Source organism: Kaistella sp. CFF1-2 (assembly GCF_059509915.1).
The window spans coordinates 826136-850485 of sequence record NZ_JCAKLF010000001.1 but is presented as its reverse complement, the minus strand read 5'-3'; the positions used below and the strand labels follow the sequence as shown (position 1 = coordinate 850485).

The 24350-nt window shown below is 36.6% G+C and carries 18 protein-coding genes and 4 tRNA genes; 12 read left to right on the top strand and 10 right to left on the bottom strand.

Annotated features, from left to right (window positions below; all coding sequences use genetic code 11):
• Positions 1-5: 5 nt before the first annotated feature.
• Together AC5XHR_RS03950 and AC5XHR_RS03945 are read left to right on the top strand one after the other, a co-directional pair.
• Positions 6-3155 (top strand): efflux RND transporter permease subunit, encoded by a 3150-nt coding sequence (locus AC5XHR_RS03950; RefSeq protein ID WP_495949474.1) that lies wholly within the window; start codon positions 6-8, stop codon positions 3153-3155.
• 63 nt (positions 3156-3218) lie between these two features.
• Positions 3219-3551, top strand: a complete 333-nt coding sequence (locus AC5XHR_RS03945) for a hypothetical protein (protein ID WP_495949473.1) — start codon at positions 3219-3221, stop codon at positions 3549-3551.
• A 46-nt stretch (positions 3552-3597) separates the two neighbouring features.
• Here AC5XHR_RS03945 and AC5XHR_RS03940 read toward each other — a convergent pair whose 3' ends face one another.
• Together AC5XHR_RS03940 and AC5XHR_RS03935 are read right to left on the bottom strand one after the other, a co-directional pair.
• The gene (locus AC5XHR_RS03940) at positions 3598-4293 is read right to left on the bottom strand and encodes an ABC transporter ATP-binding protein (RefSeq protein ID WP_495949472.1); all 696 of its coding nucleotides are present in this window, start codon (positions 4291-4293) and stop codon (positions 3598-3600) included.
• 59 nt (positions 4294-4352) lie between these two features.
• Positions 4353-4426 (bottom strand) — tRNA-Arg (locus AC5XHR_RS03935).
• Positions 4427-4471: 45 nt separating this feature from the next.
• On the opposite strand from AC5XHR_RS03935, the gene AC5XHR_RS03930 reads away from it, so the two are divergent.
• From AC5XHR_RS03930 to AC5XHR_RS03920, 3 genes are all read left to right on the top strand, one after another.
• Positions 4472-5518: an ABC transporter substrate-binding protein gene (locus AC5XHR_RS03930; protein ID WP_495949471.1), complete on the top strand. Its 1047-nt coding sequence runs from the start codon at positions 4472-4474 to the stop codon at positions 5516-5518.
• Between the two features lie 81 nt (positions 5519-5599).
• On the top strand, positions 5600-6244 hold the full coding sequence (gene mtgA / locus AC5XHR_RS03925; protein WP_495949470.1) for a monofunctional biosynthetic peptidoglycan transglycosylase: 645 nt from the start codon (positions 5600-5602) through the stop codon (positions 6242-6244).
• An 18-nt stretch (positions 6245-6262) separates the two neighbouring features.
• On the top strand, positions 6263-8284 hold the full coding sequence (locus AC5XHR_RS03920) for a transporter-like protein (RefSeq protein ID WP_495949469.1): 2022 nt from the start codon (positions 6263-6265) through the stop codon (positions 8282-8284).
• Here AC5XHR_RS03920 and AC5XHR_RS03915 read toward each other — a convergent pair.
• Genes AC5XHR_RS03915 through AC5XHR_RS03905 form a run of 3 tightly spaced genes read right to left on the bottom strand, consistent with a single transcriptional unit; the run spans position 8274 to position 10412 of the window.
• Positions 8274-8570: a hypothetical protein gene (locus tag AC5XHR_RS03915; protein ID WP_495949468.1), complete on the bottom strand. Its 297-nt coding sequence runs from the start codon at positions 8568-8570 to the stop codon at positions 8274-8276. The two genes, AC5XHR_RS03920 and AC5XHR_RS03915, sit on opposite strands and share 11 nt — an antisense overlap.
• A gap of 3 nt (positions 8571-8573) precedes the next feature.
• Positions 8574-9653 carry a DNA replication/repair protein RecF gene (gene recF, locus AC5XHR_RS03910; RefSeq protein WP_495949467.1) on the bottom strand — a complete coding sequence of 360 codons (1080 nt, stop codon included), beginning with the start codon at positions 9651-9653 and terminating at the stop codon, positions 8574-8576.
• Positions 9654-9656: 3 nt separating this feature from the next.
• Positions 9657-10412: a UbiA prenyltransferase family protein gene (locus AC5XHR_RS03905; RefSeq protein ID WP_495949466.1), complete on the bottom strand. Its 756-nt coding sequence runs from the start codon at positions 10410-10412 to the stop codon at positions 9657-9659.
• Positions 10413-10470: 58 nt separating this feature from the next.
• Here AC5XHR_RS03905 and AC5XHR_RS03900 point away from each other — a divergent pair, with 58 nt between their 5' ends.
• The 3 genes from AC5XHR_RS03900 (at position 10471) to AC5XHR_RS03890 (ending at position 17370) form a co-directional block, all read left to right on the top strand.
• Positions 10471-16326 (top strand): alpha-2-macroglobulin family protein, encoded by a 5856-nt coding sequence (locus AC5XHR_RS03900; protein ID WP_495949465.1) that lies wholly within the window; start codon positions 10471-10473, stop codon positions 16324-16326.
• Positions 16327-16423: 97 nt separating this feature from the next.
• Positions 16424-16894, top strand: a complete 471-nt coding sequence (locus AC5XHR_RS03895) for a hypothetical protein (RefSeq protein ID WP_495949464.1) — start codon at positions 16424-16426, stop codon at positions 16892-16894.
• A 29-nt stretch (positions 16895-16923) separates the two neighbouring features.
• Positions 16924-17370: a VOC family protein gene (locus tag AC5XHR_RS03890; RefSeq protein ID WP_495949463.1), complete on the top strand. Its 447-nt coding sequence runs from the start codon at positions 16924-16926 to the stop codon at positions 17368-17370.
• A gap of 62 nt (positions 17371-17432) precedes the next feature.
• Here the strand turns inward: AC5XHR_RS03890 and AC5XHR_RS03885 are convergent, their stop codons facing one another.
• Both AC5XHR_RS03885 and AC5XHR_RS03880 read right to left on the bottom strand, forming a co-directional pair.
• Entirely contained in the window at positions 17433-18437 is a 1005-nt protein-coding gene (locus tag AC5XHR_RS03885; RefSeq protein ID WP_495949462.1) for a glycosyltransferase family 2 protein, read from the bottom strand.
• A 56-nt stretch (positions 18438-18493) separates the two neighbouring features.
• The gene (locus AC5XHR_RS03880) at positions 18494-19651 is read right to left on the bottom strand and encodes a THUMP domain-containing class I SAM-dependent RNA methyltransferase (protein ID WP_495949461.1); all 1158 of its coding nucleotides are present in this window, start codon (positions 19649-19651) and stop codon (positions 18494-18496) included.
• Positions 19652-19693: 42 nt separating this feature from the next.
• Here AC5XHR_RS03880 and AC5XHR_RS03875 point away from each other — a divergent pair, with 42 nt between their 5' ends.
• The gene (locus AC5XHR_RS03875; protein ID WP_495949460.1) at positions 19694-20422 is read left to right on the top strand and encodes a class I SAM-dependent methyltransferase; all 729 of its coding nucleotides are present in this window, start codon (positions 19694-19696) and stop codon (positions 20420-20422) included.
• A 3-nt stretch (positions 20423-20425) separates the two neighbouring features.
• Here AC5XHR_RS03875 and AC5XHR_RS03870 read toward each other — a convergent pair whose 3' ends face one another.
• The 3 genes from AC5XHR_RS03870 to AC5XHR_RS03860 form a co-directional block, all read right to left on the bottom strand.
• Complete coding sequence (locus AC5XHR_RS03870; RefSeq protein WP_495949459.1) at positions 20426-21319, bottom strand: glycosyltransferase family 2 protein; 894 nt, start codon at positions 21317-21319, stop codon at positions 20426-20428.
• A 61-nt stretch (positions 21320-21380) separates the two neighbouring features.
• On the bottom strand, positions 21381-22784 hold the full coding sequence (gene aspA, locus AC5XHR_RS03865) for an aspartate ammonia-lyase (RefSeq protein WP_495949458.1): 1404 nt from the start codon (positions 22782-22784) through the stop codon (positions 21381-21383).
• An 80-nt stretch (positions 22785-22864) separates the two neighbouring features.
• Entirely contained in the window at positions 22865-23896 is a 1032-nt protein-coding gene (locus AC5XHR_RS03860; protein WP_495949457.1) for an N-acetylmuramoyl-L-alanine amidase, read from the bottom strand.
• Positions 23897-24022: 126 nt separating this feature from the next.
• Here AC5XHR_RS03860 and AC5XHR_RS03855 point away from each other — a divergent pair.
• From AC5XHR_RS03855 to AC5XHR_RS03845, 3 genes are all read left to right on the top strand, one after another.
• Positions 24023-24107 (top strand) — tRNA-Ser (locus AC5XHR_RS03855).
• Between the two features lie 13 nt (positions 24108-24120).
• Positions 24121-24195 (top strand) — tRNA-Pro (locus tag AC5XHR_RS03850).
• Positions 24196-24240: 45 nt separating this feature from the next.
• Positions 24241-24314 (top strand) — tRNA-Arg (locus AC5XHR_RS03845).
• The last annotated feature ends 36 nt before the right edge of the window (positions 24315-24350 follow it).

Here is a 24350-nt window from a genome sequence, read left to right as displayed (position 1 = left end):
TTATTATGAAGTTAGCAGAAGTATCCATAAAGAGACCCAGTTTGGTCATCGTCATGTTGGCGTTGCTCATTATCGGGGGGATCTTTAGTTATAAGCAGCTCAGCTACGAGCTTATTCCAAAATTTGAAGTCAAAGTATTGACTATTTCTACGATTTATCCTGGGGCTGCGCCTTCGGAAGTAGAAAATACCGTATCGAAAAAAGTAGAGGACGCCGTGTCTTCACTTGAAAATATTAAGAAAATTCAGTCCAAATCCTACGAAAGTTTATCGGTGGTTATTATCACCTTTAACAACGATGCCGATGTGGATTATGCCTTGAATGATGCTCAGAGAAAGATTAACGCAATTCGTTCCGAGTTGCCGGATGACGCCGAAGAACCTTCATTGACGAAGTTTTCGCTTTCCGATCTTCCTGTAGCAACGATGGGTATTACCGCGAATTTAACAGAAGCCGAATTGTATGATTTAGTAGATCAAAAAATTCAGCCAAGTTTCTCAAGAATTCCTGGGGTTGCCCAAGTAAACATCGTGGGTGGACAAGAGCGTGAGATTAAAATCAGTCTTGATCCGTATAAAGTGGAAGCGTATGGATTATCAATTCCAGAGGTTCAGCAAACGATTGCGATGTCGAATATGGATTTCCCAACGGGAGATTTGAAAACGCGTGATAACAAAATCTTAATTCGTCTTTCTGGAAACTTAAAATCGGTAGAGCAATTACGTAGCTTAACGATTTCTTCAAAAGACGGTAGAAACGTGTTGTTATCAGACATTGCGGATGTTCAAGATACGCAAAAGAAAGTGGAAAAAATCGCTCGTATCGATCAAAAAAGTACATTGCTATTGCAAGTTCAAAAGCAATCGGATGCCAATGCGGTTGAGGTGAGTGAGTTGGTTCAAAAGAAAATTCTAGACGTAGAAGCAGAATATAAAAATCAAGGTGTAAAACTGGATTTAGCAGATGATACGTCGGTATTTACCTTAGAAGCGGCGAGTTCTGTAATCAAGGATTTATTTATCGCGGTAGGATTGGTAGCATTCGTGATGCTATTCTTCTTACACTCATTCCGAAACGCATTAATCGTAATGGTTGCCATTCCAACGTCGTTGGTAGCAACGTTTATCGGAATTATGATCTTCGGATATTCCTTAAACTTGATGAGTTTATTGGCGCTTTCACTCGTTGTAGGTATCCTCGTGGATGATGCAATTGTTGTTATTGAAAACATCCACAGGCATCTCGAAATGGGTAAAAACAAAGTTAGAGCGGCGTATGATGGTGCAAAAGAAATCGGATTTACGGTAGTTGCAATTACTATGGTAATTGTCGTGGTATTCCTTCCGATTGCGATGAGTACAGGTTTGGTATCCGATATTATCACCCAGTTCTGTGTGGTAGTAATTATATCAACATTATTGTCATTATTGGTTTCATTTACCGTGGTTCCTTGGTTGTTCTCACGTTACGGAAAACTAGAGCATATTAGCGAGCATTCCTTCTTTGGGAAAATTATTTATGGTTTTGAAAATCAATTAGATAAATTCACAAACTGGATCAGTGGCTTGTTAAAGTGGTGTCTGAATCACAAACGTTGGACAATCCTAGTTGCTGTTGCCTTATTTGCGTCTTCTATCATGTTGATGGTCTTCGGATTCATCGGTTCCGATTTCTTCCCAGCGTCTAACAGAGGGAAATTCTTAATGCAATTTGAATTACCGAAAGATGCTTCAATCGAGCAAACCAACTTTGCAACGTTGAAAGCCGAGAAATTCATGAGCAAAGATCCTCAGGTGAAAAGTATGATTACAACCGTTGGTCAATCCAGTGGTGGGATGGGAGCGTCTCAAGCGACTTCAAACAAATCAGAAATCACCGTTGAGATGATTGATGAAAAGGAAAGAACAGACGATCCTAAAGTATTTGCAGCCAAACTCAAACGAAGTCTTGAAAAAGAATTGGTTGGTGTGAAAGTTACGTCAATTCCGATGGGGATGATGGGAGCAGAAATGGCACCATTACAGATGACGATTACGGCAAATACACTAGATGATGCGATGAAATTTGCACTCGATGCAGAAAAGCAACTACGTACAATTGATGGCGCTGCTGAGGTTGATTTAAGTGTGGAAGATGGTAACCCAGAAATTGCAATCGATGTAGATCGTGATAAGATGACGTCTTTAGGTCTTAACGTTGCAACGGTTGGTCAAACCTTGAGAACCGCATTTAGTGGAAACACGGATTCTAAATTCAGAACAGGAAATACCGAATACGATATCAATATTATTTTAGATGATGTTTTCCGTACTGATATTGACGAAATTAGAAATATGAGCTTCGTAAATCCGCAAGGAATGCGAGTAAATCTTTCTCAGTTTGCTGATGTTCATTATGCTTCTGGACCGTCATTACTAGAAAGATATGACCGTTCACCATCGGTAACCGTACAATCTCAGGTTGTTGGTAGAACGACGGGTGAAGTGGCTCAAGAGTGGCAAACAAAAGTGGAAGCGCTTAAAAAACCAACGGGTGTAAACTGGCTTTGGGGCGGTAACATGGAAAACCAAAGTGAAGGTTTTGGTACGTTAGGAGTAGCTTTATTAGCGGCGTTAATGTTGGTGTATATGATTATGGTAATCTTGTATGATGACTTTATTCGTCCGTTTATCGTGATGTTCTCAATTCCGCTTTCCTTTATTGGAGCACTTTGGGGATTAGCTTTAACAAATCAATCGTTAAACATTTTCACCATTCTCGGGATCATTATGTTGATTGGTCTTGTTGCGAAAAACGCGATTCTATTGGTAGACTTTGCAAACCATAGAAAAGATGCAGGTGAAACAACGTTCAATGCGCTTGTACAAGCAAACCACGCGCGTCTTCGTCCGATTTTGATGACCACGATTGCGATGGTATTTGGTATGTTGCCAATTGCGATGGCTAGTGGTGAAGCTGCTTCAATGAACAACGGTCTTGCTATTGTAATTATCGGTGGTCTAATGTCGTCATTATTCTTGACTTTAGTAATTGTACCGGTAGTTTACATGATCTTGGTAGGTTGGGAAGAGCGTTTCCTAGGTCACAAAAACGAAGATTATGATGCGCTAATCGTTGAAGATTACGATCCTATCGAAGAAGGGCACGCACATTAAATAAAAAAGTCGGAAATCGATCTTTAGGTCGATTTCCGATTCTAAAATAAAATTTGTACAAAAATGAATATTCAAAATAATGCAGCCGGAAGATGCAGCCATTTTAGAGGAACACGCCATGAGCAAGGGTTTTGTTATTTGTTAGAAATTCGTGTTGAAACCAAATTAGATGCGTATTGGCTTATTGAAGATATTGAAGAAACGCTTCCTGATGTGAACTGTGAGTTTGTTGACGAAACGTTTCAAAACCTTCGATTGAGTTCAAAACTTCCTTTACAAATGAGTGAGTTGAAATCTATTTTTAGACATTATATAATGGAATATCAAATTTTAGATTCTCGTGAACCTGAAAATTGGCATTTCGAAAGTCACAATTCTTTACTAGAATTGCATTAATCTAAATGTAGATTCCAATAAAAAAGTCCCTTAATTGGGACTTTTTTTATTTGGTATAGCTTTGGAAAGCTTCTTCTAAACTTGAAAATTTATTTTTAAACTCATCAATCGGCGAATCTTGAACGATTTTCCCTTGATGAATTAATATAACTCGGGAGCAAAGCGCTTCCACTTCTTGCATAATGTGTGTGGAAAGAATCACGGTTTTCTCTTTTCCAATTTCTCGAATAACATTTCGAATATCGATAATTTGATTCGGATCCAAACCGTTTGTAGGTTCATCGAGAATCAGCAAATCGGGTTCGTGTAAAATGGCTTGTGCAAGGCCAACACGTTGTTTATATCCTTTAGAAAGTTGACCGATTTTTTTAGAAATTTCGGGCGTTAAACCAACCAATTCAATCACTTCTTCTACACGATCGTTTTTTATTTGATGCAAATCTGCAACAAAACGAAGATATTCGTGAATGTACATATCGTGATAAAGCGGATTATTTTCGGGAAGGAAACCCATCTTTTTCTTCGCTTCAATAGGGTTTGCTTGGATATTTTGCTCGTTGAAAACGATTTCACCTTCATCAATCTGCAAAGCCCCAACGATGGACTTCATTAACGTTGATTTTCCGGCACCATTTGGGCCAAGAAGACCAATAATCTCGTTGCGGTTAATATGGATGGATACGTGATCTAAAGCGGTTTGTTCGCCAAATTTTTTCGTAAGCTGCGTAATTTCTAAAGACATGCTTGATGTTTTTACAAAAGTAAAATAAAAAAGAGAAATTCTACTAGAATTTCTCTTTGTGAGCGCGGGAGGAGTCGAACCCCCAACCTTTAGAGCCGTAATCTAACGCTCTATCCAATTGAGCTACGCACCCGTTTTTCGGTTTGCAAATATAGCATAATTTTGTTTTCTTTGAAAGATGAAAGCAAAAATCTTTTATTTTTTTCTCATTTTAACACTTCTTTCGTGTAAAAAAGAAGTTCAAATTACCCAAAATGAGTGGGTGGAAATTTCTCAACGTGTTCACTATCTGGAAGGTAAGGACGATATTCAGATAAAGTCAGGAAAATTCACATATTCCATAAAAAAATCAAAATTGCCGTTTAAAAAAGTCGTTTTACTTAATTCAAGTTTAACGGGCTACTTTATTGAGCTGGATATGATCTCGGCTTTGGCGGGAGTTTCCAGTCCAGAATATGTTTTTTCGGATAGTATTCGCGCAAAAATTGAAGATAAAACAATCGCGAATATCGGAAACGAGCAGAAATACAATATCGAGAAGATTATTGCTTTAAAACCAGACGCTATTTTTACCAATTATGTCGAAAGTTTTGAGAATACCTACGAAGTTCTACGAAAATCAGGAATCGAACTTATTTTTATTGATGATTATTTGGAGCAAGAACCTTTAGGAAAAAGCCGAATTTTAGAGCTTTTTGGCGTGCTTTTAGGAAATAAGGATGCTGCGATAAAGCGTTACGAACAAATTGAAAAGAATTATAAAGATTGGATGCATGTGGCGGCAGAGCAAAACACCAAACCAATGGTTCTTACGAATGAAATGTATGGAAATCAATGGTTTTTACCAGGCGGAAAATCCTATGTGGCGCAACTAATTAAAGATGCCAATGCCAATTATATTTTACAAGATAATGCCCAAGAAATAAGCATTCCACTAAGTTTTGAAGAGGTTTATGTAAAGGCAAAAGATGCGCAATTTTGGGTGAATCTAGGATATCACGATACCAAAATGTCCATGTTAGCCATCAACCCGAATTACGCGAAAATGGAAGTCTTCAACAAAGGGAAACTCTTTACGGTAGAAGGTTCTGTAAAAGGAAAAGCGAACGATTATTTTGAAAGTGGCGTGGTTCGTTCCGATTTGGTTTTACGAGATTACATCAAAATATTTTATCCCAATCTTTTCCCAGATCAACAATTGAAATACTTGAAAGAGCTCAACTAATCTATGTAAATAGTATCTTTGCGGAGTTATTTTGAAAATTTTGATTCTTGAAATCAACGTTGAAAAAAGGATTTTTTGCTTATGTGGAAATTTATTAAAAGACTGATTTATATCGTTATTTTAGCAAATATTTTATTTATTTTTTGGGGGAAATTTTTCAATCCACCCATTACTTTGACGCAATTAGGAGGACTTTTCGAATACGGAAAGCTGAAAAGAGATTATGTTTCCAACGAAGATATTGGTTCTAATGTCAAGAAAGCAGTTATTGCTTCCGAGGATCAAAAGTTCTTTACTCATAACGGTTTTGATTATGCGGCGATTGAAAAAGCGATAGACCACAATCAAAAAGGAAAAAAAATTAGAGGAGGAAGTACAATTTCGCAGCAAACGGCGAAGAATATTTTTCTTTGGCAAGGTAGAAGCTGGTTTAGAAAAGGTTTAGAAACCGTTTATACCTTTATCATTGAGTTGGTTTGGGGGAAAGACGTTATACTAGAACGCTATTTGAATTCCATTGAAATGGGACAAGGCGTTTTTGGTGTTGAAGCGGCATCCAAATATTATTTTGGGAAATCGTCGAAAGATCTTACTAAGAGCGAAGCCGCTTGGATAGCGGCCGTTTTGCCGAATCCGAAAAAGTATGATCCTAAAAATCCATCGGCATATTTATCGAAAAAACATAATTGGATTATGCGACAAATGAACAATGTCGTTTTGAAATAGTATATTTGTCCATTGTTTATGGCTTTACTTCAGTTTAAAAAAGATAATTTCCAAGAAGTTCTCAAGAAGTATTTTACGCTTCGAAACGAGACCAGTACCTTGGAACCCATTATGGAAATTCTCCGTAGCTTCAGACGTGAGAATTTTACGAATATCTTAGGTTTTCTAAGCCTGAACCCTGAACTTGCCTCTAATTTTGGCTATTATATTCAGAATGTTTTCAAAGGAAAACCATTCAATCTTTCGCTTACCGAAGCCAATATTTTATCCGAAAACGCTTTTTTTCCAGAACTTAAAAAACGTGTCCTTGAAACTATTTTGCCGTCTGTTGAAGATGAAAAAACGGTTTGGTATGTTATTGATAACGTAACGGTTCGTCCAAAGGCGGATTTAAATTATTTTAAAAATATTGATCCCGAAGAGTTGAGTCTATTTTTCAAGCTTTTAGGGATTGATTCGTTTATTTTGAATCCTGGGGTAAAACGGGATTTGTTATTTTCTCTCAATATTTTGGCTTGGCGCGTTATCGGAAATGCGATGGACGTTCAAGTTTTACGAATGGTTCCGGAATATCGAAATTTTGATAATCCATTTGTAGCGCTTCAAGATGAATTGGATTTATTGACCAATCAGTTCAAAAAAGAAGGAAATATTGATTTAACAACAAAAAGTGACAGCTACAAACAGCTGAAAATTTATATTGAGCAGTGTCAAGAGTTCGTTAATACGGCTTTTAAAAATTCGGCTACTTACGGGATTTCGGGGAAAATTAATCAGTCGCTTTTAAAAATTCAGCAACAGATTAATCGGATGCAGGATATTCTTCCTCTTTTAGCAATTGATAAACCGGAAGATGTTGTTAATAATTCGAAAGCTTTGTTTCTCAATATTTTAGAATATAAATCGCATAAAAATAACCTTCGAGATTTTGCTGATGATAGTACACGTTTGCTTTCGCATTTGATTACGAATCATACCGCAGAAACAGGTTCGCATTATATTACATCAGGCTGGAAAGGCTACAACAGTATGTTTTGGAAGGCGAGTGGCGGAGGTGTGATTGTTGGTGCACTTTGTGTGCTGAAAATCATGTATTCATACACGCCAGGAAGCGAATTTTCTCACGCTTTTTTGTACTCATTCAATTATGCGATGGGTTTCATTATGATTTATTTAATGCGTTATACCTTAGCAACGAAACAGCCTGCAATGACCGCTGCTACGATGGCTAAAGTATTATCGTATGGACAAAATACAGAAAAAAATTACTCCTCATTTGCATCCGTAGTTGCCAAAATGTTCCGTTCTCAATTCATTGCCTTTGTGGGGAACGTCTTGTGGGCATTTCCTGTAGCTTTAGCGATTATTTACGGTTTGGATGTATTGTTAAATCAAAATTTTGCCGTTGAAAAATCGGATACTTTGCTGAAAGATCTCAACCCATTTGAGTCTAAAGCAATTCTTCACGCATCAATCGCTGGTTTTTACCTTTTTATTTCTGGGATTATTGCTGGAAATGTCGGGAACAACTCGGTTTTTTATAAAATTCCATTACGGATTGCTAAAAACCCTTTAGTAAATCAGGTGTTTGGACAGAAATTTGCGAATGCAGTTTCTGAGTATTATTCCAAAAATTGGGCAGGAATTGTTTCTAATTTTTGGTTCGGGATTTGTCTTGGTGCAACAGGAACAATTGGGAAGTTTCTAGGATTGGATTTGGATATTCGCCACATTACGTTCGCCGCTGGAAACCTAGCTTTAGGCCTTTATGGGAAAGATTTTGATGTAGAAATTAATGTCTTTTTGATTTGTTTCTTTACCGTTTTCTTAATTGGGTTCTTCAACTTTATTGTGAGTTTTGGACTTTCTATGTTGTTGGCATTCCGGTCTCGAAAAATTGATTTTTCTGAGTTTGTGCAGATTTTCAAAGCTATCGGAACGTATTTTATGCAAAATCCGGTTCGCTTTTTTATTCCGATTCGTTCAAATTTGGATTCATCTGCCAAGGAAATTCTTGATCAAACGGTTTCTAAAAAATAAATACTTCGTTTACGAAATCTTCACCAAATTTTTCTTTGAATTTCTTCAAGAAAAAAGATTTTCTCATGTTGAAATCATGACGCATTAAGTCTGATTGAATTCTGATACTCACGACTTTATCTTTAAAATCCACCTGAATTATTTCTTTGAAAAAGGTTTCGTCAAGATATTCTTCTAGGAAATCTTTGATTTCAAAAGCTTTCAGTTTATCTTCAAAACCATAAAGACGTGCCAATGATTGCACGAGTTCCGAAGACTGATATTCGCGTTTCTTCTTGTATTTCATGGCTTAAATTTCAAAGATTTTACTTTCTTCATTAATTCTTTTTACAACACTCTCTGTTCGTTCACGATGCGTATCCGAAATAAACATCTGTCCGAAATTTTCCTTATTCACCAACGAAATTAATTGGGAAACGCGGTGGTCATCCAATTTATCAAAAATATCGTCTAAAAGGAGGATAGGAGATTTTCCTGTTAGTTCTTTGATTCTGTTTATCTGAGCAAGTTTTAATGAAATTAGAAACGATTTTTGTTGTCCTTGGGAACCAATTTTTTTGATCAAATTTTTATTCATCTCGAAAACCAAATCATCTTTATGAATTCCTTTCGAAGTGTAGGTCAATTGACGGTCACGCTCTCTGTTTTCTTCTAAAAGTTGGGTGAAATTTGCTTCGGACAAATCCGATTCGTACGTAACATCTATTTTTTCTTTTCCTCCCGAAATAATCTCATAAAAATGCTGAATTATTGGGTTTAGTTGATCAACAAATGCTTTTCTCTTTGCGAAAATTTTGGTTCCAAATTGCGTTATCGGATCGTTGTAAATATCCAAAGAATCCTGATCGTAAGTTCGGTTTTTACTGAAGTATTTCAACAAAGCATTTCTTTGCTGAATAGTTTTTTGATATTGAATTAAATCATACAAATACTCCGAATCGGTTTGCGAAATCATCGAATCGAGAAACCGACGTCTACTTTCCCCAGAATCCGAAATTAAATTGGAATCGTAAGGCGAAATAATCACACTAGGTAAATAACCAACATGGTCTGCCATGCGATCATAAGCCTTTTCATTTTTCTTAATAGACTTTTTCGCCTCTTTGGAATAAATAATCTTGATAAGGTCTTCTTTATCTTGATTTTCAACCTCGGCATGAATGGCAAAAAAGTCTTCATCATTCTCAATATTTTGAGAATCTGTATTTCCTAAAAAACTTTTTCCAACCGAAAGGTAATATAATGCATCTAATATATTAGTTTTCCCAACTCCGTTGTTTCCAACAAAACAATTGATTTGTGGAGAGAGCTCAAAATGCTTTTCGGAGTGGTTTTTAAAATGCGTTAAGGTTAGTTTTCGGACAATCATTCGTCAAAAATACTCCAATAAAATCAGAATTAAAAACGGTAGGCCGCAACATGTTTCTACGCCAACCGAAAAATATGCATCTGATTTTTCTGGAGAAGCATAGAGTATCAAAGGAATTGTGAGTAATGTTGAAATTAATATAGCCCAAATATAAGGGGAAGACAACCAAAATACAGAAATGATGCATGCTGTTACTAAAAATAGGATGGCTAAAAGCTTTGTTTTTTTTACACCAATGAGTTTTGGGAACGTCAGTACATCATCTTGTTTCATATCTCGGATGTCAAATGGTAAAACCAAAGCGGTGATCCATAAAAAAGTAATGAAGAAAATAGGGAAATTGGGTGTGGTTTGTGTGAGCCAAGAGTTCATTAAACCCCAAACAAAACCGACATAGAATATTTTTAATAGCGGAATTTTCCGGATATATAAAGCTAAAAATTGACTGTTATAAAGCAGTCCTAATATCACAATGATTAACCAATGAAGAAGGCGCTGGCTGTTGTGATTTTCAATAATTAAATAGGCGCAACCTATGCCTGCAACGGCATTGATGCCCAAAATGGTGTAAAAATAAGGTGTGTACTGATATTTTGTGTAGAGATAACCGCAGAAATAGGTGATGAAGATGAGTAAGAACGAGGGAAAACGGAACGTATTTTGTTCAAGCATAAAAAACGTTGCCAATAAACTTCCCATTAAGGAAACGTAAATTTGGCTATCAACAAACGTTTTTTTTAATAAATTTAAGAGGTTCATTTTGGAGGTTCAAAAGAATACTTTTGTTCCTAATTTTGAGATTTAAACAACCAAAAATATGAAAAAAATTGGTCTTTTTTTATTGTTATTCGTATCGATATTTGCTTGGTCGCAGTCGTATTACGATACCCAGTGGAAGAAAATTCAAGAGAATTACAAATTGGGCAAGTACAGCTCCAATCTTCCCATTCTAAAAGAAATTAAAAACCAAGCCATGAAAGACAATAACACCGTACAACTTGTAAAGGCCCTAAAAGGGGAATTCAGTATTTTCTCTTTAACAGAAGACGACACGCAGAATGATGCCGTCTCGCAATATTTTGCCCGTCTAGTTGAAGTCGAAAAAGGACTTTCAGGAGATGACCTGCTGCTTTTTCAAGTTTTAAAAATTGAATTTGTTCAGCAATTTTATGAGCAAGAACAATGGGAAATTAATCAAAGAACCAATATTGATAAACTCGATTTAGCGAGTATTGAAACATGGAGTAAACTAGATTACAAAAATTATCTTGGTCAAGAATACGCAAAACTTTACGCACAGAAAGATAAATTAAAATCCATTTCGCTTTCCAAATACAAAGGTATTTTCGAAGGCGAAAAAATTGATGAAGTGTATTATCCGTATTTGTACGATTGGTACGCTAAAGACTATATATCGTTTTTGAAAAATCAAAGTCTATTTACGCCTGACGAAGTTTCTGCAAATCGTAAAAAAGCGGATCAAATCGTTGATGATTTAGCCAATTCTAGCAAAGGCGATGCTTGGTTGATGAATCAATTATATAAAATTGATTACGATTGCGAAAAAAATCAATGCAAAGATCGTCTAGACAAACTGAAAGCACTTTACAAATCGGAAACAGGAAAAGATTTCAAAGGAAAAATTGCGGCAGAAATTATGCAGCAATATATGAATAAGAGTGAATTTAAAGAGGCGATTGCAATTGCTGAAGATGCCAAAGCAAAATACAAAGACACCCGTTTTATTAATGAGGTTATCAATTTAGAAAACAACATTAAATCATCGTCTTTGGTCATCAATTATGAAGAACAAACGCAAGTTTCCAAGCCTATCCATATTGTAGCAGAGACGAAAAATACATCCGCTTTTTCTTTAAATATTTATGCGGTAACTTCTGATATTGATGGATTTTTCAAATATTCCCAAGATTCATACAGAACGCCGTTTAAGTCGGTGAAAAAAACATTATTTCGAAAAGATCAATTTGATCTAACCGATCCTAAAGATTACAAAGTTCATAAAACGTCTTTGGAAATCAAGCCACTTCCTGCCGGGATCTATATGGTAGAATATTTGGTGAACAACGCTGTTGCGGGAGATTTTTACTTTTTAGTTTCGGATAACAAAATTTTATATGGCGACCGAAGTAAAGATGTAGGAATGCAATTGCGATTGGTGAAAAATGAAAATGGACAAGCTACCCAAGCAAAATCGGTGATTGCAAAAACAATTGTGTACTCAAAACCACCGGTAACTTCTACGGTTTCGGTTTCTAAGGAAAGTACGTTTGTTGTTCCAATGGATTCGGAAACCTATTATCAAGATGTATTGATTCAAGAAGCAGGAACGCAAAACTTCAACCTTTTCAATTTAAATCGAAGAAACTCGTATCGTTCAACGGAAGATCGTGTAAGAAAATGGGGACAGATTTTCTTAGATCGTGCTATTTACAGACCTGGACAAATCGTTTATTTCAAAGTGATTGCCCGTAAAATTGAAGATCAAAAAGAAACCGTACTCACAAACGATTCGCAAACCATAATTTTACGTGATGCAAATGGTGAAGAAGTAAGTAAGCAAACGTTCAAAACCAATGAATTTGGTTCGTATAACGGAAGTTTTACCTTGCCTAAAGGAAAATTAAACGGACAATATTCCCTTCAAGTTGATGAAACGGGTTTGGATATGTATGCAAGCTTCGCTGTGGAAGAATACAAACGCCCAAAGTTTGAAGTAACGTTTGAACCAATTAAAGACGAATACAAATACGGACAAACCATTGAAGTGAAAGGAAAAGCGATGATGTTTTCTGGTGTTCCGATGAGTAATTCGAAAGTGAATTACGAAATTAAAAAACAAAATATCCGTTGGCGTTATTTCTGGTGGTATCCACGTGTGGATGAACTTCAGAACTCCATTTTGGGCGAAGCTGTTACCAATGAAAAAGGAGAATTTACAATTAAAGTAAAGCTTGAAAAAGACCAAAAAATTGAAGGAATCCAAATTGATAACTATCAAATTAATGCTTCGGTGACGGACTTGAACGGTGAAACGCAATCTAACGAAACATCGGTTAAAGTAGCGTCTGTATCGCATTACATCAAGGTGGACGATATTAAAGAAGCTTCTACAGATAAAGAAATTAAAACGAAAGTTGCTACTAACAATTACAACGATCAGCCGTTGAAAAAGTCGTATCAAGTGAAACTTTCAAAGTTGAAAGGCGAAGAGCGTGTTTTACGAAATAACTTCTCGTATTCCATTCAAGATACACCGAAATTTTCTAAAGAAGAGTTTGTGAAACTTTTCCCTCATGATGCGTATTTGGCAACGGAAAAATCGTACAAAAATAGAATTGAAAAACAAATTTGGGACAAGAAAAATCAATCAGGTGACGAGTTGAATTTAGGAAAACTCGAAGCTGGAAAGTATCTTCTTGAAGTGTATAATATCGAAGGTACAGACACGATCAAAGCGGTTGACCAATTTGATGTTTGGGATGATAAAACTTTAGCTAAAGATCAAAATCCGTTCTTGTATGTTAAAACCTTAACTCCTGAAGTGGAGCGCAATGCAAAAGCGAAGTTTTTAATTTATTCGGCGATTCCAAAAGCTTTGGTGCGTATTTACATTCAAGATGGAAAAGGTGGAATTCGTATTGAAGAAAAAGAAATTACGAAAGGCGTTCTTCCTTATACGATTGATATGCCTCAAGATAAATCAATTTCTTATGTGAATTTGCAATTCCAGTTGGCTTCGTATAACGATGTACAAACGCAAGAAATTAGTGTGTCGGTAAAATCTGAAACCAAACCTCTTAAAATTGAAACAACGACCTTTAGAGACAAGCTTCAACCAGGACAAAAAGAACATTGGTCGGTAAAAGTTACAGGAAATGATCAAGAAAAAATCAATGCCGAAGTTTTGGCTAATATGTACGATATGTCTTTGGATCAGTTCGCTGTGAATACCTATTCATGGAGTTCGTATGTGCCGCCAAGATATTTTGATTCGTATGCGATTGGAAATAATTTGTTGAGAAAATATTTTAGTCGTAAAGTCAATCATTTGAAAACAAAACCAATTTTTGCACCTTCATTTTCTTGGTATGATGGCGGTTTAGGTTATACAAGAATGTTACGCTCCAATATGTCAGTTGAATCTGCCGTTTATGAAACAGCGGTCGATGAGGAATTTCAGGGAAAGGTAGCAGGTGTTCAAATGAAAACCGCGAATATGGCAGCTCCAGCCGCACCAATGGCAAAAGCTGCTGATCAAGAAGTGGATGCGGTTACAGATTCTGCAGTTGCAGTTAAGGACGACAAAGGAAAAGTTCCATTGCGCCAGAATTTTAATGAAACGGCTTTCTTTTATCCAAATCTAAAAACAGACGAGCAAGGAAATGTGCATTTTGAATTTACATCTCCAGAAGCGCTTACGCAATGGAAAGTGATGTTTTTAGCACATACAAAAGATGCTCGTGGAGCTGTTTTGGAAAAAGAAGTGGTTACGCAAAAAGAGTTTTCAATTACACCAAACTATCCTCGTTTCTTACGTGAAGGTGATGAAATTCAGTTGCAAACGAAGTTAAGTAATATTACAACTCAAGTTTTATCAGGTTCGGCTCAGTTGCAGATTTTAGATGCGTTTACGAACGAAGATATTAGTGAGAAATTTGGTTTAAGTCAGCTAACTCAAGTGACAGGTCATAATTTCGAACAAGCATTTAAATTGGATGGAAATGCAAGTGAAATGGTATTTTGGAATCTGAAAGTCCCAAATAATGTTTCATCTGTGGTTTTCAAAATTATAGCGAAGGCTGGAAGTTTCTCGGACGGAGAACAAAAAGGAATTGCCATTTTACCAAACAGAATGTTGGTTACAGATGCCTTACCGATTTTCGTAAAAGAAGGTCAAACCAAAACATTCACATTAGATGCGTTGAAAAATTCCAATTCAAAAACATTATCAAATGTTTCGAATACGTTGGAATTAACAACCAACCCAATTTGGGAAATCATGTTTGCATTACCAAGCTTGAAAGATGATTTATCACTTTCTGCGGATGTAGTTTTCAACAAATGGTTTGCGGATGTGATTGCTTCGGAAATTTTCAAAGCAAATCCAAGAATGAAGCAAGTGTTCGATGAATATCAGTCAAAAGGTTTGTTGGTTTCTAATTTGGAGAAAAACCAAGAATTGAAACAACTTTTACTAGAAGAAACGCCTTGGGTTTTGGATAGTAAATCGGAAACAGAGCAAATGCAAAAATTGGCTCGTTTGTTTGACGCCAATACAATGCGACAATCAATTCATTCGGATTGGGATGAATTGCTTCAATTGCAAAACCCAGATGGTGGATTCAGTTGGTATCGTGGGTATCCAAGTTCATACTACAACTCGTTGTATATTTTGAAGAATTTGGGAAGATTAAACCAATGGTTGAAAGCGAATGTTGCCGATTATCAATCGGATTCTCAAAGCCAAATGGTGGGTAACTTAATTCGATATGTTGATGATCAAGTAAACACGTATTATCGTACCGATAAAGATCATATTTGGAACAACTTTGTGCTGGATTATTTAGATACGCGTCAGTATTGGGAGTCTCAATATCCATTGAAAGGAAAAGGAGCAACGTTGAAAGCGGCGGTGATTAAAAAAGCACCAACAACGGAAATTAAAGATTTCACGTTCTTCGGATTGCATCGTGCCGCGATGTTGTTTGATCAATACGGGTTGAAAAATGTGTCTAAAAAACTAATGACGTATTTGAAAGAAACTTCGGTTCAATCGGAAACGCAAGGTGTTTATTGGAAGCAGAATTTGAACGATTGGGGATGGTATAGCGTGAAAACAGTGAATCATGCAGGAGCTTTAGAAGCGTTCCAAAAATTGCAACCTCAGGATATGAATTTCATTGAAGAAATGAAAATCTGGTTGATTACCCAGAAAGAAGTGAATTCTTGGGATACGTCTCGAAGTACAGCGGAAGTGATTTATACCATCTTAAATTCTGGAAAATCATGGACAACGGCTGAAAGCGATAAAGCGGAAATCACTTGGGGAGGAAAACAATTGCAACCTCAAACGCAAGCAACGGGATATGTGAAACAAGCTGTTGTTTCGGATCAGTTGAATCGTGATTTGTCTACCGTAACGGTTAAGAAAACAAGTCCTGGAGTTGTTCAAGGTGGTGTTTTCTGGCAGTATTACGAAGATTTGGATAAAATTAAATCATCTGAAACGTATGTTTCTGTGGTTAAAGAACTGTACAAAAAAGTGAAAACAACGAATGGCGAAGAACTTCAAAAAATTACAGCCAATACACCGCTTAAAATCGGAGATAAAGTAACGGTTCGTATGATTTTGAACACCGATCGTAATATGGAGTTTGTGCATATTAAAGATATGCGTGCTGCTGGTTTCGAGCCAGTAGATGTATTGTCAAGCTACCAATGGAAAAATAATTTGGGTTACTATCAATCAACGAAAGATGCCTCAACCAATTTCTATGTGGAAGTAATGCCGAAAGGAAAATACGTTTTCGAGTACGATTATATTTGTAATGCTGCAGGAACGTTTAGCAACGGAATTACAACCTTGCAAAACTACTATGCGCCTCAAATGAACTCGCATACGAAGGGCACGAAAGTGACCATTACACCATAACAAAAAAGGAGAAGTTTTTACTTCTCCTTTTATTTTTTCGAACCTTTTTTTAAGTATATTTGTCGGAACACAAATTAAAAATTTAAAACACAAGTTAATGAAGAAACTAGCACTCGTATTGATCTTGATGAGCAGTTTTGCTTTTGGACAAATGCCGAATATTGAAAGCGTTTGGTTGAATAATAGCAAACCGTATTTGGGGACAATTGGTAAAGAAAATCAAGGTTTGAAGCTGAAGATTAATCTTTCCGAACAAGACAAGAAAAACGATCAAGCGTATTTTATTTCTGGAAATTCGGTGGTAGATACTACCGTTGCCAATTTCGAAGGAAAGCTAAAAATTACCAAGTACAAAGACAGTAAAAAGAAAGGCAAAGTTTACGGTGAATACGAAATGGCAGAAGAACCAAAAGGAAAACATAGCGGAATTTTCAAAGGAACTTTCGTTTATACTTTTAATTGGAATGATAAAGATGAAGCAATAGAAAATCATCAAATTTCCTTTGAAGGAACATGGAAAAGCTACGATGGAACCTTGTCTTTTCCCACAAAGTGGACCAATAAATAAACACGAATTACAAACAAATACAACAAACTATGGCACAATTAAATGTTTACCTAACATTCGACGGAAATTGCGAAGAAGCGTTCAATTTTTATCAATCGGTTTTCGGAACGGAAATTCCTTTTATGGGAAGATTTGGTGATGTTCCGCCAGAAGAAAATATGCCGCCGATGAGTGATGAGGTTAAAAACAGAATCATGCACGTTTCGTTACCAATTTCTGCGGAAACGGTTTTGATGGGTAGCGATACGATGCCAGGAATGCATGAGTACAAAGAAGGAAATAATTTTTCTCTTTCGTTAAATACCAATTCTCGTGAAGAAGCGACGGATTTATTCAACAAGCTTTCTGCGGGTGGAAAAGTAACAATGGAACTTCAAGATACGTTTTGGGGCGCATTTTTCGGAATGTGGACGGATAAATTCGGAATCAATTGGATGGTGAATTACGACGATCCAGCGACTACAAAACCGCACTAATCAAAACAACTAGTCAAAATAAAATACCGCTTTTAAGCGGTTTTTTTATGTTGTATTCAATTTTAATTTTGATGAAAATGCTTCGGAAAAGCTTCTTGTGGCGTCATTCGAAGAACGTTTAGTTTAATCCACGATTCTAAAAATCCATAACCGTATGAAAACATCTGAATGTAGGTTGAAATAATAGCTAATGCTGCGATGCTGATGTTTTTCGTATTCCATAAAGCGTGGAAAAATACCAAAAACGTATAAAAACCATAACACATCAAAATGAGTTTGTTTCCAATTAGGAAATACTCGATAAATCCGCAAATGTACCCCAACAAAAATAATGATGGAAAAGCGAAGGAAATCTTTACATAATTGGGATGCCTTTGATTTAGAATCGGTCTTGCACAACCAAATTGATAGACCTGCTTCGAGAATCTTCCAAAGTCCGTTCTGCGCTTATGATAGACGCCAATATTGTCGTAAAATGCCGTTGTAAATCCGTTTTCCCATAAGGTCATCGACAAATCAGGATCTTCACCAATTCGCATTTCGGAAAAACCGCCAACTTTTTCAAAAGCCGCTTTTCGAACACCCATATTGAAACTTCTTGGTTGGAATTTTGATACCGCTTTTTTACTTCCACGAATTCCGCCTGTTGTGAAAACCGATGTCATCGAGTAGGAGATGGCTTTTTGCATCAAGTTGAATCCTCGATGGGCTTTATCAGCTCCACCAAAAGCGTCACAAGGTTTCGAAACAATATTTTCTTTAATGTTTTCGATGTAATCTTTTTCAACAATTACATCGGAATCCACAAAAAGCAACCAATCGTTATTGGCTCTTCGAGCTCCATAATTTCGAGAAAGTCCCGGTCCTGAATTGTCTTTTCGATAAAAGAAAATCGTCATTCGATCTTGAAATAATTCAATTGTTGGGCGTAAATCGATCTTGGAACCGTCATCCACGATAATCACTTCAAAGTCTTTATCGGTTTGAAATGATAAGGATTGCAAAAGCTCAAAAAGTTCGTCTTTTCGATTAAAAATGGCAACAACAATGGAAATAGTCGGTTTCAAAATAGGTTTTGTTTTCAATTAAAATGAAGATTCAAAATTAGATCAAATCTACGTTTTTAGTTTTCTTTAGAGGCTTTTTTGCTTCCTTCGTACATTTCGTACTGCAAAAATCGAGTTTCCAATTTTCCGTTGTACAATTTTACTTTTCGAGAAGGGCGCAAACCTACTTTTTTCACGGCTTCCAAATCCGAAGAAATTAGCCAAGCCAACGTGTTTGGATAACTTTGTTTGAAGGTATCACCAATTTTTTTGTAAAAATCATCGTATTGAATCGTAATTCGTTCGTCATACGGCGGATTGAAAACCATCAACAAAGGGAAAAGGTCTTTCTTGCTTTCAAAGAAATCTTGCTTTTTCACTTCGATAACTTCTTCTAATTCTGCTGATTCGATATTCTCACGAGCGTAATTCAACATGCGATTATCGATGTCGTATCCTACGATTTTTCCCGTAAATTCTTTAATTCTGTTAATTCGGAATTCCTTTATTTTTTTGAAAAGTTCGTCGTCGTAATTATTCCAATTTTGGAAAGCAAAGTTTTTTCTGAAAATTTGAGCCGGTAAATCCAATGCAATCATCGCCGCTTCCACCAAAATAGTTCCACTACCGCACATCGGGTCCAGAAAATTTCCTTTTCCGTCCCAACCTGCAATTTGCAACATTCCCGAAGCCAATACTTCATTAATAGGTGCTTCACCTTGCTCACGACGGTAGCCACGTTTGTATAGTGGCGCTCCAGACGAATCCATTGAAATGGTCACCAAATCTCGGTCAATATGCAAATGAAATTTGATGTCAGGATGTTTGGTATCGATATTTGGACGATTATCGTACTTATGATTGAAAAAATCGACAATAGCATCCTTCATTTTTAAAGTCATGAATTGAGAATGCGTATATTTTTCGGAGTGAACTGTTGCATCAATCGCAAAAGTTTGGTTGATTTTCATGTACTGATCCCAAGGGAAACGAGATAGTTTTTCGTAATATTTGTGCTCGTTATAGGCTTTGAATTCGAAAATAGGAACCAAAATTTTCAAAGCCGTTCTCGCAGAATAATTGATTTTATAGAGAAATCCAAGATCGCCCTCGCAATTTACGGCGCGGTTTTTCATTTCGACATTTCGGCCGCCGAGCTTTTTAATTTCCTCGAAAAGGATGTTTTCTAAGCCAAAAAATGTTTTTATCTGGATTTTTAAATCGTCTGTTTGCATTGGGAATTCTTCTTTACGTGCAAAAATAACTATTTTTGCGGCATGGATTGGTTTGAAGAGTGGTTTGATACACCATATTATCATATTTTATACAATAATCGTGATTATAAGGAGGCTGAAAGCTTTATTTCGGCACTAACAAAAGATTTAAATTTACCAGAAAAGGCAAAAATTGTGGATTTGGCTTGCGGAAAAGGGCGGCATTCCATTTTTTTGAACAAGCTGGGTTTTGATGTTTTAGGTTTAGACTTGTCGCAACAAAGTATTACGTACGATAAAAAGTTTGAAAATGAACATCTAAAATTTGAGGTTCACGATATGCGAAATCCACTTCCAATAAAGGATTTTGATGCAGTTTTTAATTTGTTTACAAGTTTTGGTTATTTCGAAACGGAAGATGAAGATTTGAATGTTTTCCGATCGGTGAATCACGGCTTGAAATCCGGCGGTTTATTTGTTTTGGATTATCTGAATCGCGAATTTGTTGAAAATGGAATTGTTGATTCGTATGATGAAATTCGAGACGATTTAACGTTTCATATTCACAAAGAAATCAAGAATAACTACATCGTTAAAGAGATTAATTTCAAGGATCAAGACGGTTTAGAACGCAAATATTTTGAGCGTGTGAAACTGCATACGTCGGAGAAAATTAAAGAATATGCCGAAAAATCGGGGTTTGAACGTGTGAAAATTTGGGGCGATTATCAATTGAGCCCTTTTGATGTTCACACATCACCGCGATGCATCACGTTATTCCGAAAGAAATAAAATTTAAAGTCCTATTTTTCCTAATAGGGCTTTTTTTCTGAGACTTCGGATATAGTTGACTTCTTCTTTGGTTAAAATTCGCTCATGTTTTTGTTTGGAATACGATTTCATAATTCCAAAAAACTCGGAAAAAGATTTGCTTTTCCAAGCAGATTTTAATGCAGAAGTGAATGTTAAAGGATAGTTGAGTCCAATATTGTAAAAATATTCGCCTAGCTTTTCGGCTTTTTGTGCTTTGTATTGAAAAGCAGTTGGTCGTAAATGTTTTACCCAAAGATCTTTAATCGTAATCACTTCCCAGCCGTGCATTTCGGCAAGCATCACATCAATATTATCCCAACCTAAAACGGGACGCAAACCGTTCATTTGTTGGAAGCACTCCTTACGATAGGCTTTAATGGGGCCACGAACATGGTTTTTAGACGAGATATCTTCGAATCGCCAATATTTTTTCTTGTTATCAAATTCATAAGCGCTTTGATAATCGAGAACATCGTTTTTAATTTTTACAATTCCTGAAACCATTCCCGCTTTTGAATTTTTTTCAAAAACAGAGTTAATTTTATACAAATAATCGTTTGGAAAAATAATATCTGCATCGTATTTACAAATCACATCAAATTGGCTTAAATCGGCATCTTCTAAGCCTTTGTTGAAGGTTCGAACGACTTTCGCACCCGGTTGATGTTTTGATTTTTCGAGATTCAGCAATGAAATCTTTCTAGAAATCGAAGATTCTGAAGTGAATTTTTCGATTCGTTCCTGTGAATGATCCGTAGAACCATCATTAACCACGATGATTTCAAAATTCTGAAAGCTTTGCATTTCCAAAGATTTTAAGCAATAGATAATGTTTCTTTCTTCGTTATGAACGGGAATGATGATTAGGAATTTCATAGGACTTTAGAATCAAAGAACCAAGTTTGCACTTGGTTCTTCGGTTATTTTATATTGAAAATTAAATCAAAGAATGTGGATTCAGCATATTGGCAGGATCCAAAATCGCATCTAGTTTTTCTTGAGATAAAAGATCGTGCTCTAATACCAAATCATAAACGCTTTTTCCTGTTTCTAAAGCTTCTTTAGCGATTTTACTTGAGTTTTTGTATCCGATATATGGATTCAACGCGGTTACAATTCCGATGCTGTTTTTCACCATGTTTAAACATACTTCACGGTTGGCGGTAATGCCTGTAACGCACTTTTCACGAAGCGTATCCATCGCGTTGCAAAGGAAATGTACATTTTCCATAATTGCGTGCGAAAGTACTGGTTCCATCACGTTTAATTGCAATTGTCCAGCTTCGGCAGCGAAAGTTACGGTAAGGTCGTTCCCAATAACTTTGTAGCAAACTTGGTTCACCACTTCAGGAACTACAGGGTTTACTTTTCCAGGCATAATAGACGATCCCGGTTGCATTGGCGGAAGGTTGATTTCAAAGAAACCTGCGCGTGGACCTGATGAAAGCAAACGCAAATCATTACAAATTTTAGAAAGCTTCACTGCAAGACGCTTCATCACAGATGAATAAATCACGTACGAACCTGTATCAGGAGTTGCTTCAACTAAATTTGGAGCCGAAATAATTGGATATCCCGAAATTTCAGCAAGGTTTTTAGCACATAAATTTGCGTAGCCAACTGGCGCATTGATTCCTGTTCCAATCGCCGTTGCACCCATATTTACTTCAACAAAAAGGTTGGCGTTATTATTTAATTTCGAAAGATCTTCTTCCAAATTTGCTGCATATGCTTCGAACTCTTGTCCTAAAGTCATCGGAACCGCATCCTGAAGCTGCGTTCTTCCCATTTTAAGAACATCGTTGAATTCTACGCCCTTTGCACGAAATGCCGCTACAATTAGTTTTAATTTTTCTACCAAATGATCGTTCAATTGCAACAACGCAATTTTGATACTCGTAGGGTAGGCGTCGTTCGTAGATTGTGAAAGGTTGATATGGTCATTCGGAGAACAATACTGATAATCTCCTTTTGCTTTTCCTAATTTTTCAAGAACGATATTCGCAATAACTTCGTTAGCATTCATGTTTACTGAAGTTCCTGCACCTCCTTGAATCATGTCGATAGGAAACTGATCATTGAATTTTCCAGCCGCAACTTCGTCACACGCTTCTGCAATTTTAAAATACAATTGCTCATCTAAAAATCCCAATTGATAATTGGTTTTCGCAGCTGCTTTCTTTACCAACGCCAATCCACGAATAAATCTTGGATACGAGGAAAGTAACTGACCCGAAATCTTGAAATTATTAATTGCTCTTTGCGTTTGTACACCGTAATACGCGTTTTCTGGAACTTGAAGTTCGCCCAACAAATCTGCTTCTATTCTGTAGCCTTGCATAGTTGTCTTTTTTTTGAGGTTAAAGGTAAAAATAAAAGGCATAAAAAAAAATACATCCGAAGATGTATTCTTAAATGGTGTTACTTAGGGTATTTCTGAAGTAAAGCTTGAAGAATTGCGTAGGTTTCTACATCCATTATTCCGTCACATAATTGAGGTCGGAAGTGATATTGGAAGGCTTCAATTGTTTTTTTCGTAGCGTCATCATACGTTCCCGATGGTTCAATTCCGTATCCGAAATTCTTTAACATAGATTGGATTTTAAAGATAAATGGTGACGTGTTCACTTGCATCGCAAATTCATCAGGAAGAGTTTGGTTTACAAAGCTTTGTTTGGTTGCTTCATCATACCACATTCCGATTTGATATTCGTCATACAATCTTTTCCAAGGAAATGTAGATCCTGGATCTTGTTTTCTTGTAGGAGCAATATCCGAATGCGCCAAAATGTACGTTGGTGGAACTTGGTAACGATTAGCTAGGTCTTTCACCAAAGCAGCTACTTTTTTAATCTGCCAGTCTGGAAACTCAACAAACACTTTTTTCCCATCAATTGTGGAGTAGCCTGCGTTTACGATTTCAATTCCAATAGAAGTGTCATTTAACTGTTCAAAACCTCTCCAATGACTTATTCCTGCGTGATACGAACGTTTATTTTCGTCAACCAACTGATAAATTTCTTGATCGTTGGTGTCGTTTACTAGATAATGAGCACTCACACTTTGTTGCGTAAGAACCGAAATGGATTTTTCATTATTTAATGCCGTATAGTGAAGAATAATGAAACGTTGTCTAAAGTTTTGGGCAACGGCAGGGAAGTAATTTTTAGTAACCGTATAGCCGTTTGGTTTCGCCGAAACGATAGAACCGTAACTAATGGTGTTGTCATTTTTACTAGCATCGGCAATATTGGTTGTAAAAAAATCATTATTTCCGATATGATTTACTTGCGGTTTTGTTTGTACCGGAGTCGTTGGTTTTGGAGTTTGTGCCGTTGGTTGAGCCGGTTTAGGCGCAGTTGGTTTTACCGGAGTTACTTTTTTTTGAGTAGCACATGAACTTAATGTTAAGGCTAAAGATGTGAGGTATAAGATTTTAGGGTTAATCTTCATAGTGTCGTGTTAATTAGGCACCAAAAATACTCATTTTTTTTTTCAAAAAGATTTGGAGGTTTCGAAAATACGTTCTATATTTGCACTCGCAATTACGGAACAGAAGCTCTTAAAAATATTGCATAAGGAGGGTTGCCGGAGTGGTTAACGGAGCAGTTTGCTAAACTGTCGACGCGAAAGTGTCGCGTGGGTTCGAATCCCACACCCTCCGCAACCGGTAAACACGGGGTGTAGCGTAGTCCGGTCATCGCGCCTGGTTTGGGACCAGGAGGTCGCAGGTTCGAATCCTGCCACCCCGACAAAAGAAAATTCCTTCGGGAATTTTTTTTTACACATTTTTTTTAGGGTGCGTAGCTCAGCTGGATAGAGCATCTGCCTTCTAAGCAGACGGTCACAGGTTCGAATCCTGTCGCGCTCACAAAAAGAGAAATCAATTTATTGGTTTCTCTTTTTT

Bases quoted from the DNA above. Each gene is read 5' to 3' on its own strand.
- AC5XHR_RS03950 (WP_495949474.1), top strand. From the start codon at position 6: ATGAAGTTAGCAGAAGTATCCATAAAGAGACCCAGTTTGGTCATCGTC.
- AC5XHR_RS03945 (WP_495949473.1), top strand. From the start codon at position 3,219: ATGAATATTCAAAATAATGCAGCCGGAAGATGCAGCCATTTTAGAGGA.
- AC5XHR_RS03940 (WP_495949472.1), bottom strand. From the start codon at position 4,293: ATGTCTTTAGAAATTACGCAGCTTACGAAAAAATTTGGCGAACAAACC.
- AC5XHR_RS03930 (WP_495949471.1), top strand. From the start codon at position 4,472: ATGAAAGCAAAAATCTTTTATTTTTTTCTCATTTTAACACTTCTTTCG.
- mtgA (WP_495949470.1), top strand. From the start codon at position 5,600: ATGTGGAAATTTATTAAAAGACTGATTTATATCGTTATTTTAGCAAAT.
- AC5XHR_RS03920 (WP_495949469.1), top strand. From the start codon at position 6,263: ATGGCTTTACTTCAGTTTAAAAAAGATAATTTCCAAGAAGTTCTCAAG.
- AC5XHR_RS03915 (WP_495949468.1), bottom strand. From the start codon at position 8,570: ATGAAATACAAGAAGAAACGCGAATATCAGTCTTCGGAACTCGTGCAA.
- recF (WP_495949467.1), bottom strand. From the start codon at position 9,653: ATGATTGTCCGAAAACTAACCTTAACGCATTTTAAAAACCACTCCGAA.
- AC5XHR_RS03905 (WP_495949466.1), bottom strand. From the start codon at position 10,412: ATGAACCTCTTAAATTTATTAAAAAAAACGTTTGTTGATAGCCAAATT.
- AC5XHR_RS03900 (WP_495949465.1), top strand. From the start codon at position 10,471: ATGAAAAAAATTGGTCTTTTTTTATTGTTATTCGTATCGATATTTGCT.
- AC5XHR_RS03895 (WP_495949464.1), top strand. From the start codon at position 16,424: ATGAAGAAACTAGCACTCGTATTGATCTTGATGAGCAGTTTTGCTTTT.
- AC5XHR_RS03890 (WP_495949463.1), top strand. From the start codon at position 16,924: ATGGCACAATTAAATGTTTACCTAACATTCGACGGAAATTGCGAAGAA.
- AC5XHR_RS03880 (WP_495949461.1), bottom strand. From the start codon at position 19,651: ATGCAAACAGACGATTTAAAAATCCAGATAAAAACATTTTTTGGCTTA.
- AC5XHR_RS03875 (WP_495949460.1), top strand. From the start codon at position 19,694: ATGGATTGGTTTGAAGAGTGGTTTGATACACCATATTATCATATTTTA.
- AC5XHR_RS03870 (WP_495949459.1), bottom strand. From the start codon at position 21,319: ATGAAATTCCTAATCATCATTCCCGTTCATAACGAAGAAAGAAACATT.
- aspA (WP_495949458.1), bottom strand. From the start codon at position 22,784: ATGCAAGGCTACAGAATAGAAGCAGATTTGTTGGGCGAACTTCAAGTT.
- AC5XHR_RS03860 (WP_495949457.1), bottom strand. From the start codon at position 23,896: ATGAAGATTAACCCTAAAATCTTATACCTCACATCTTTAGCCTTAACA.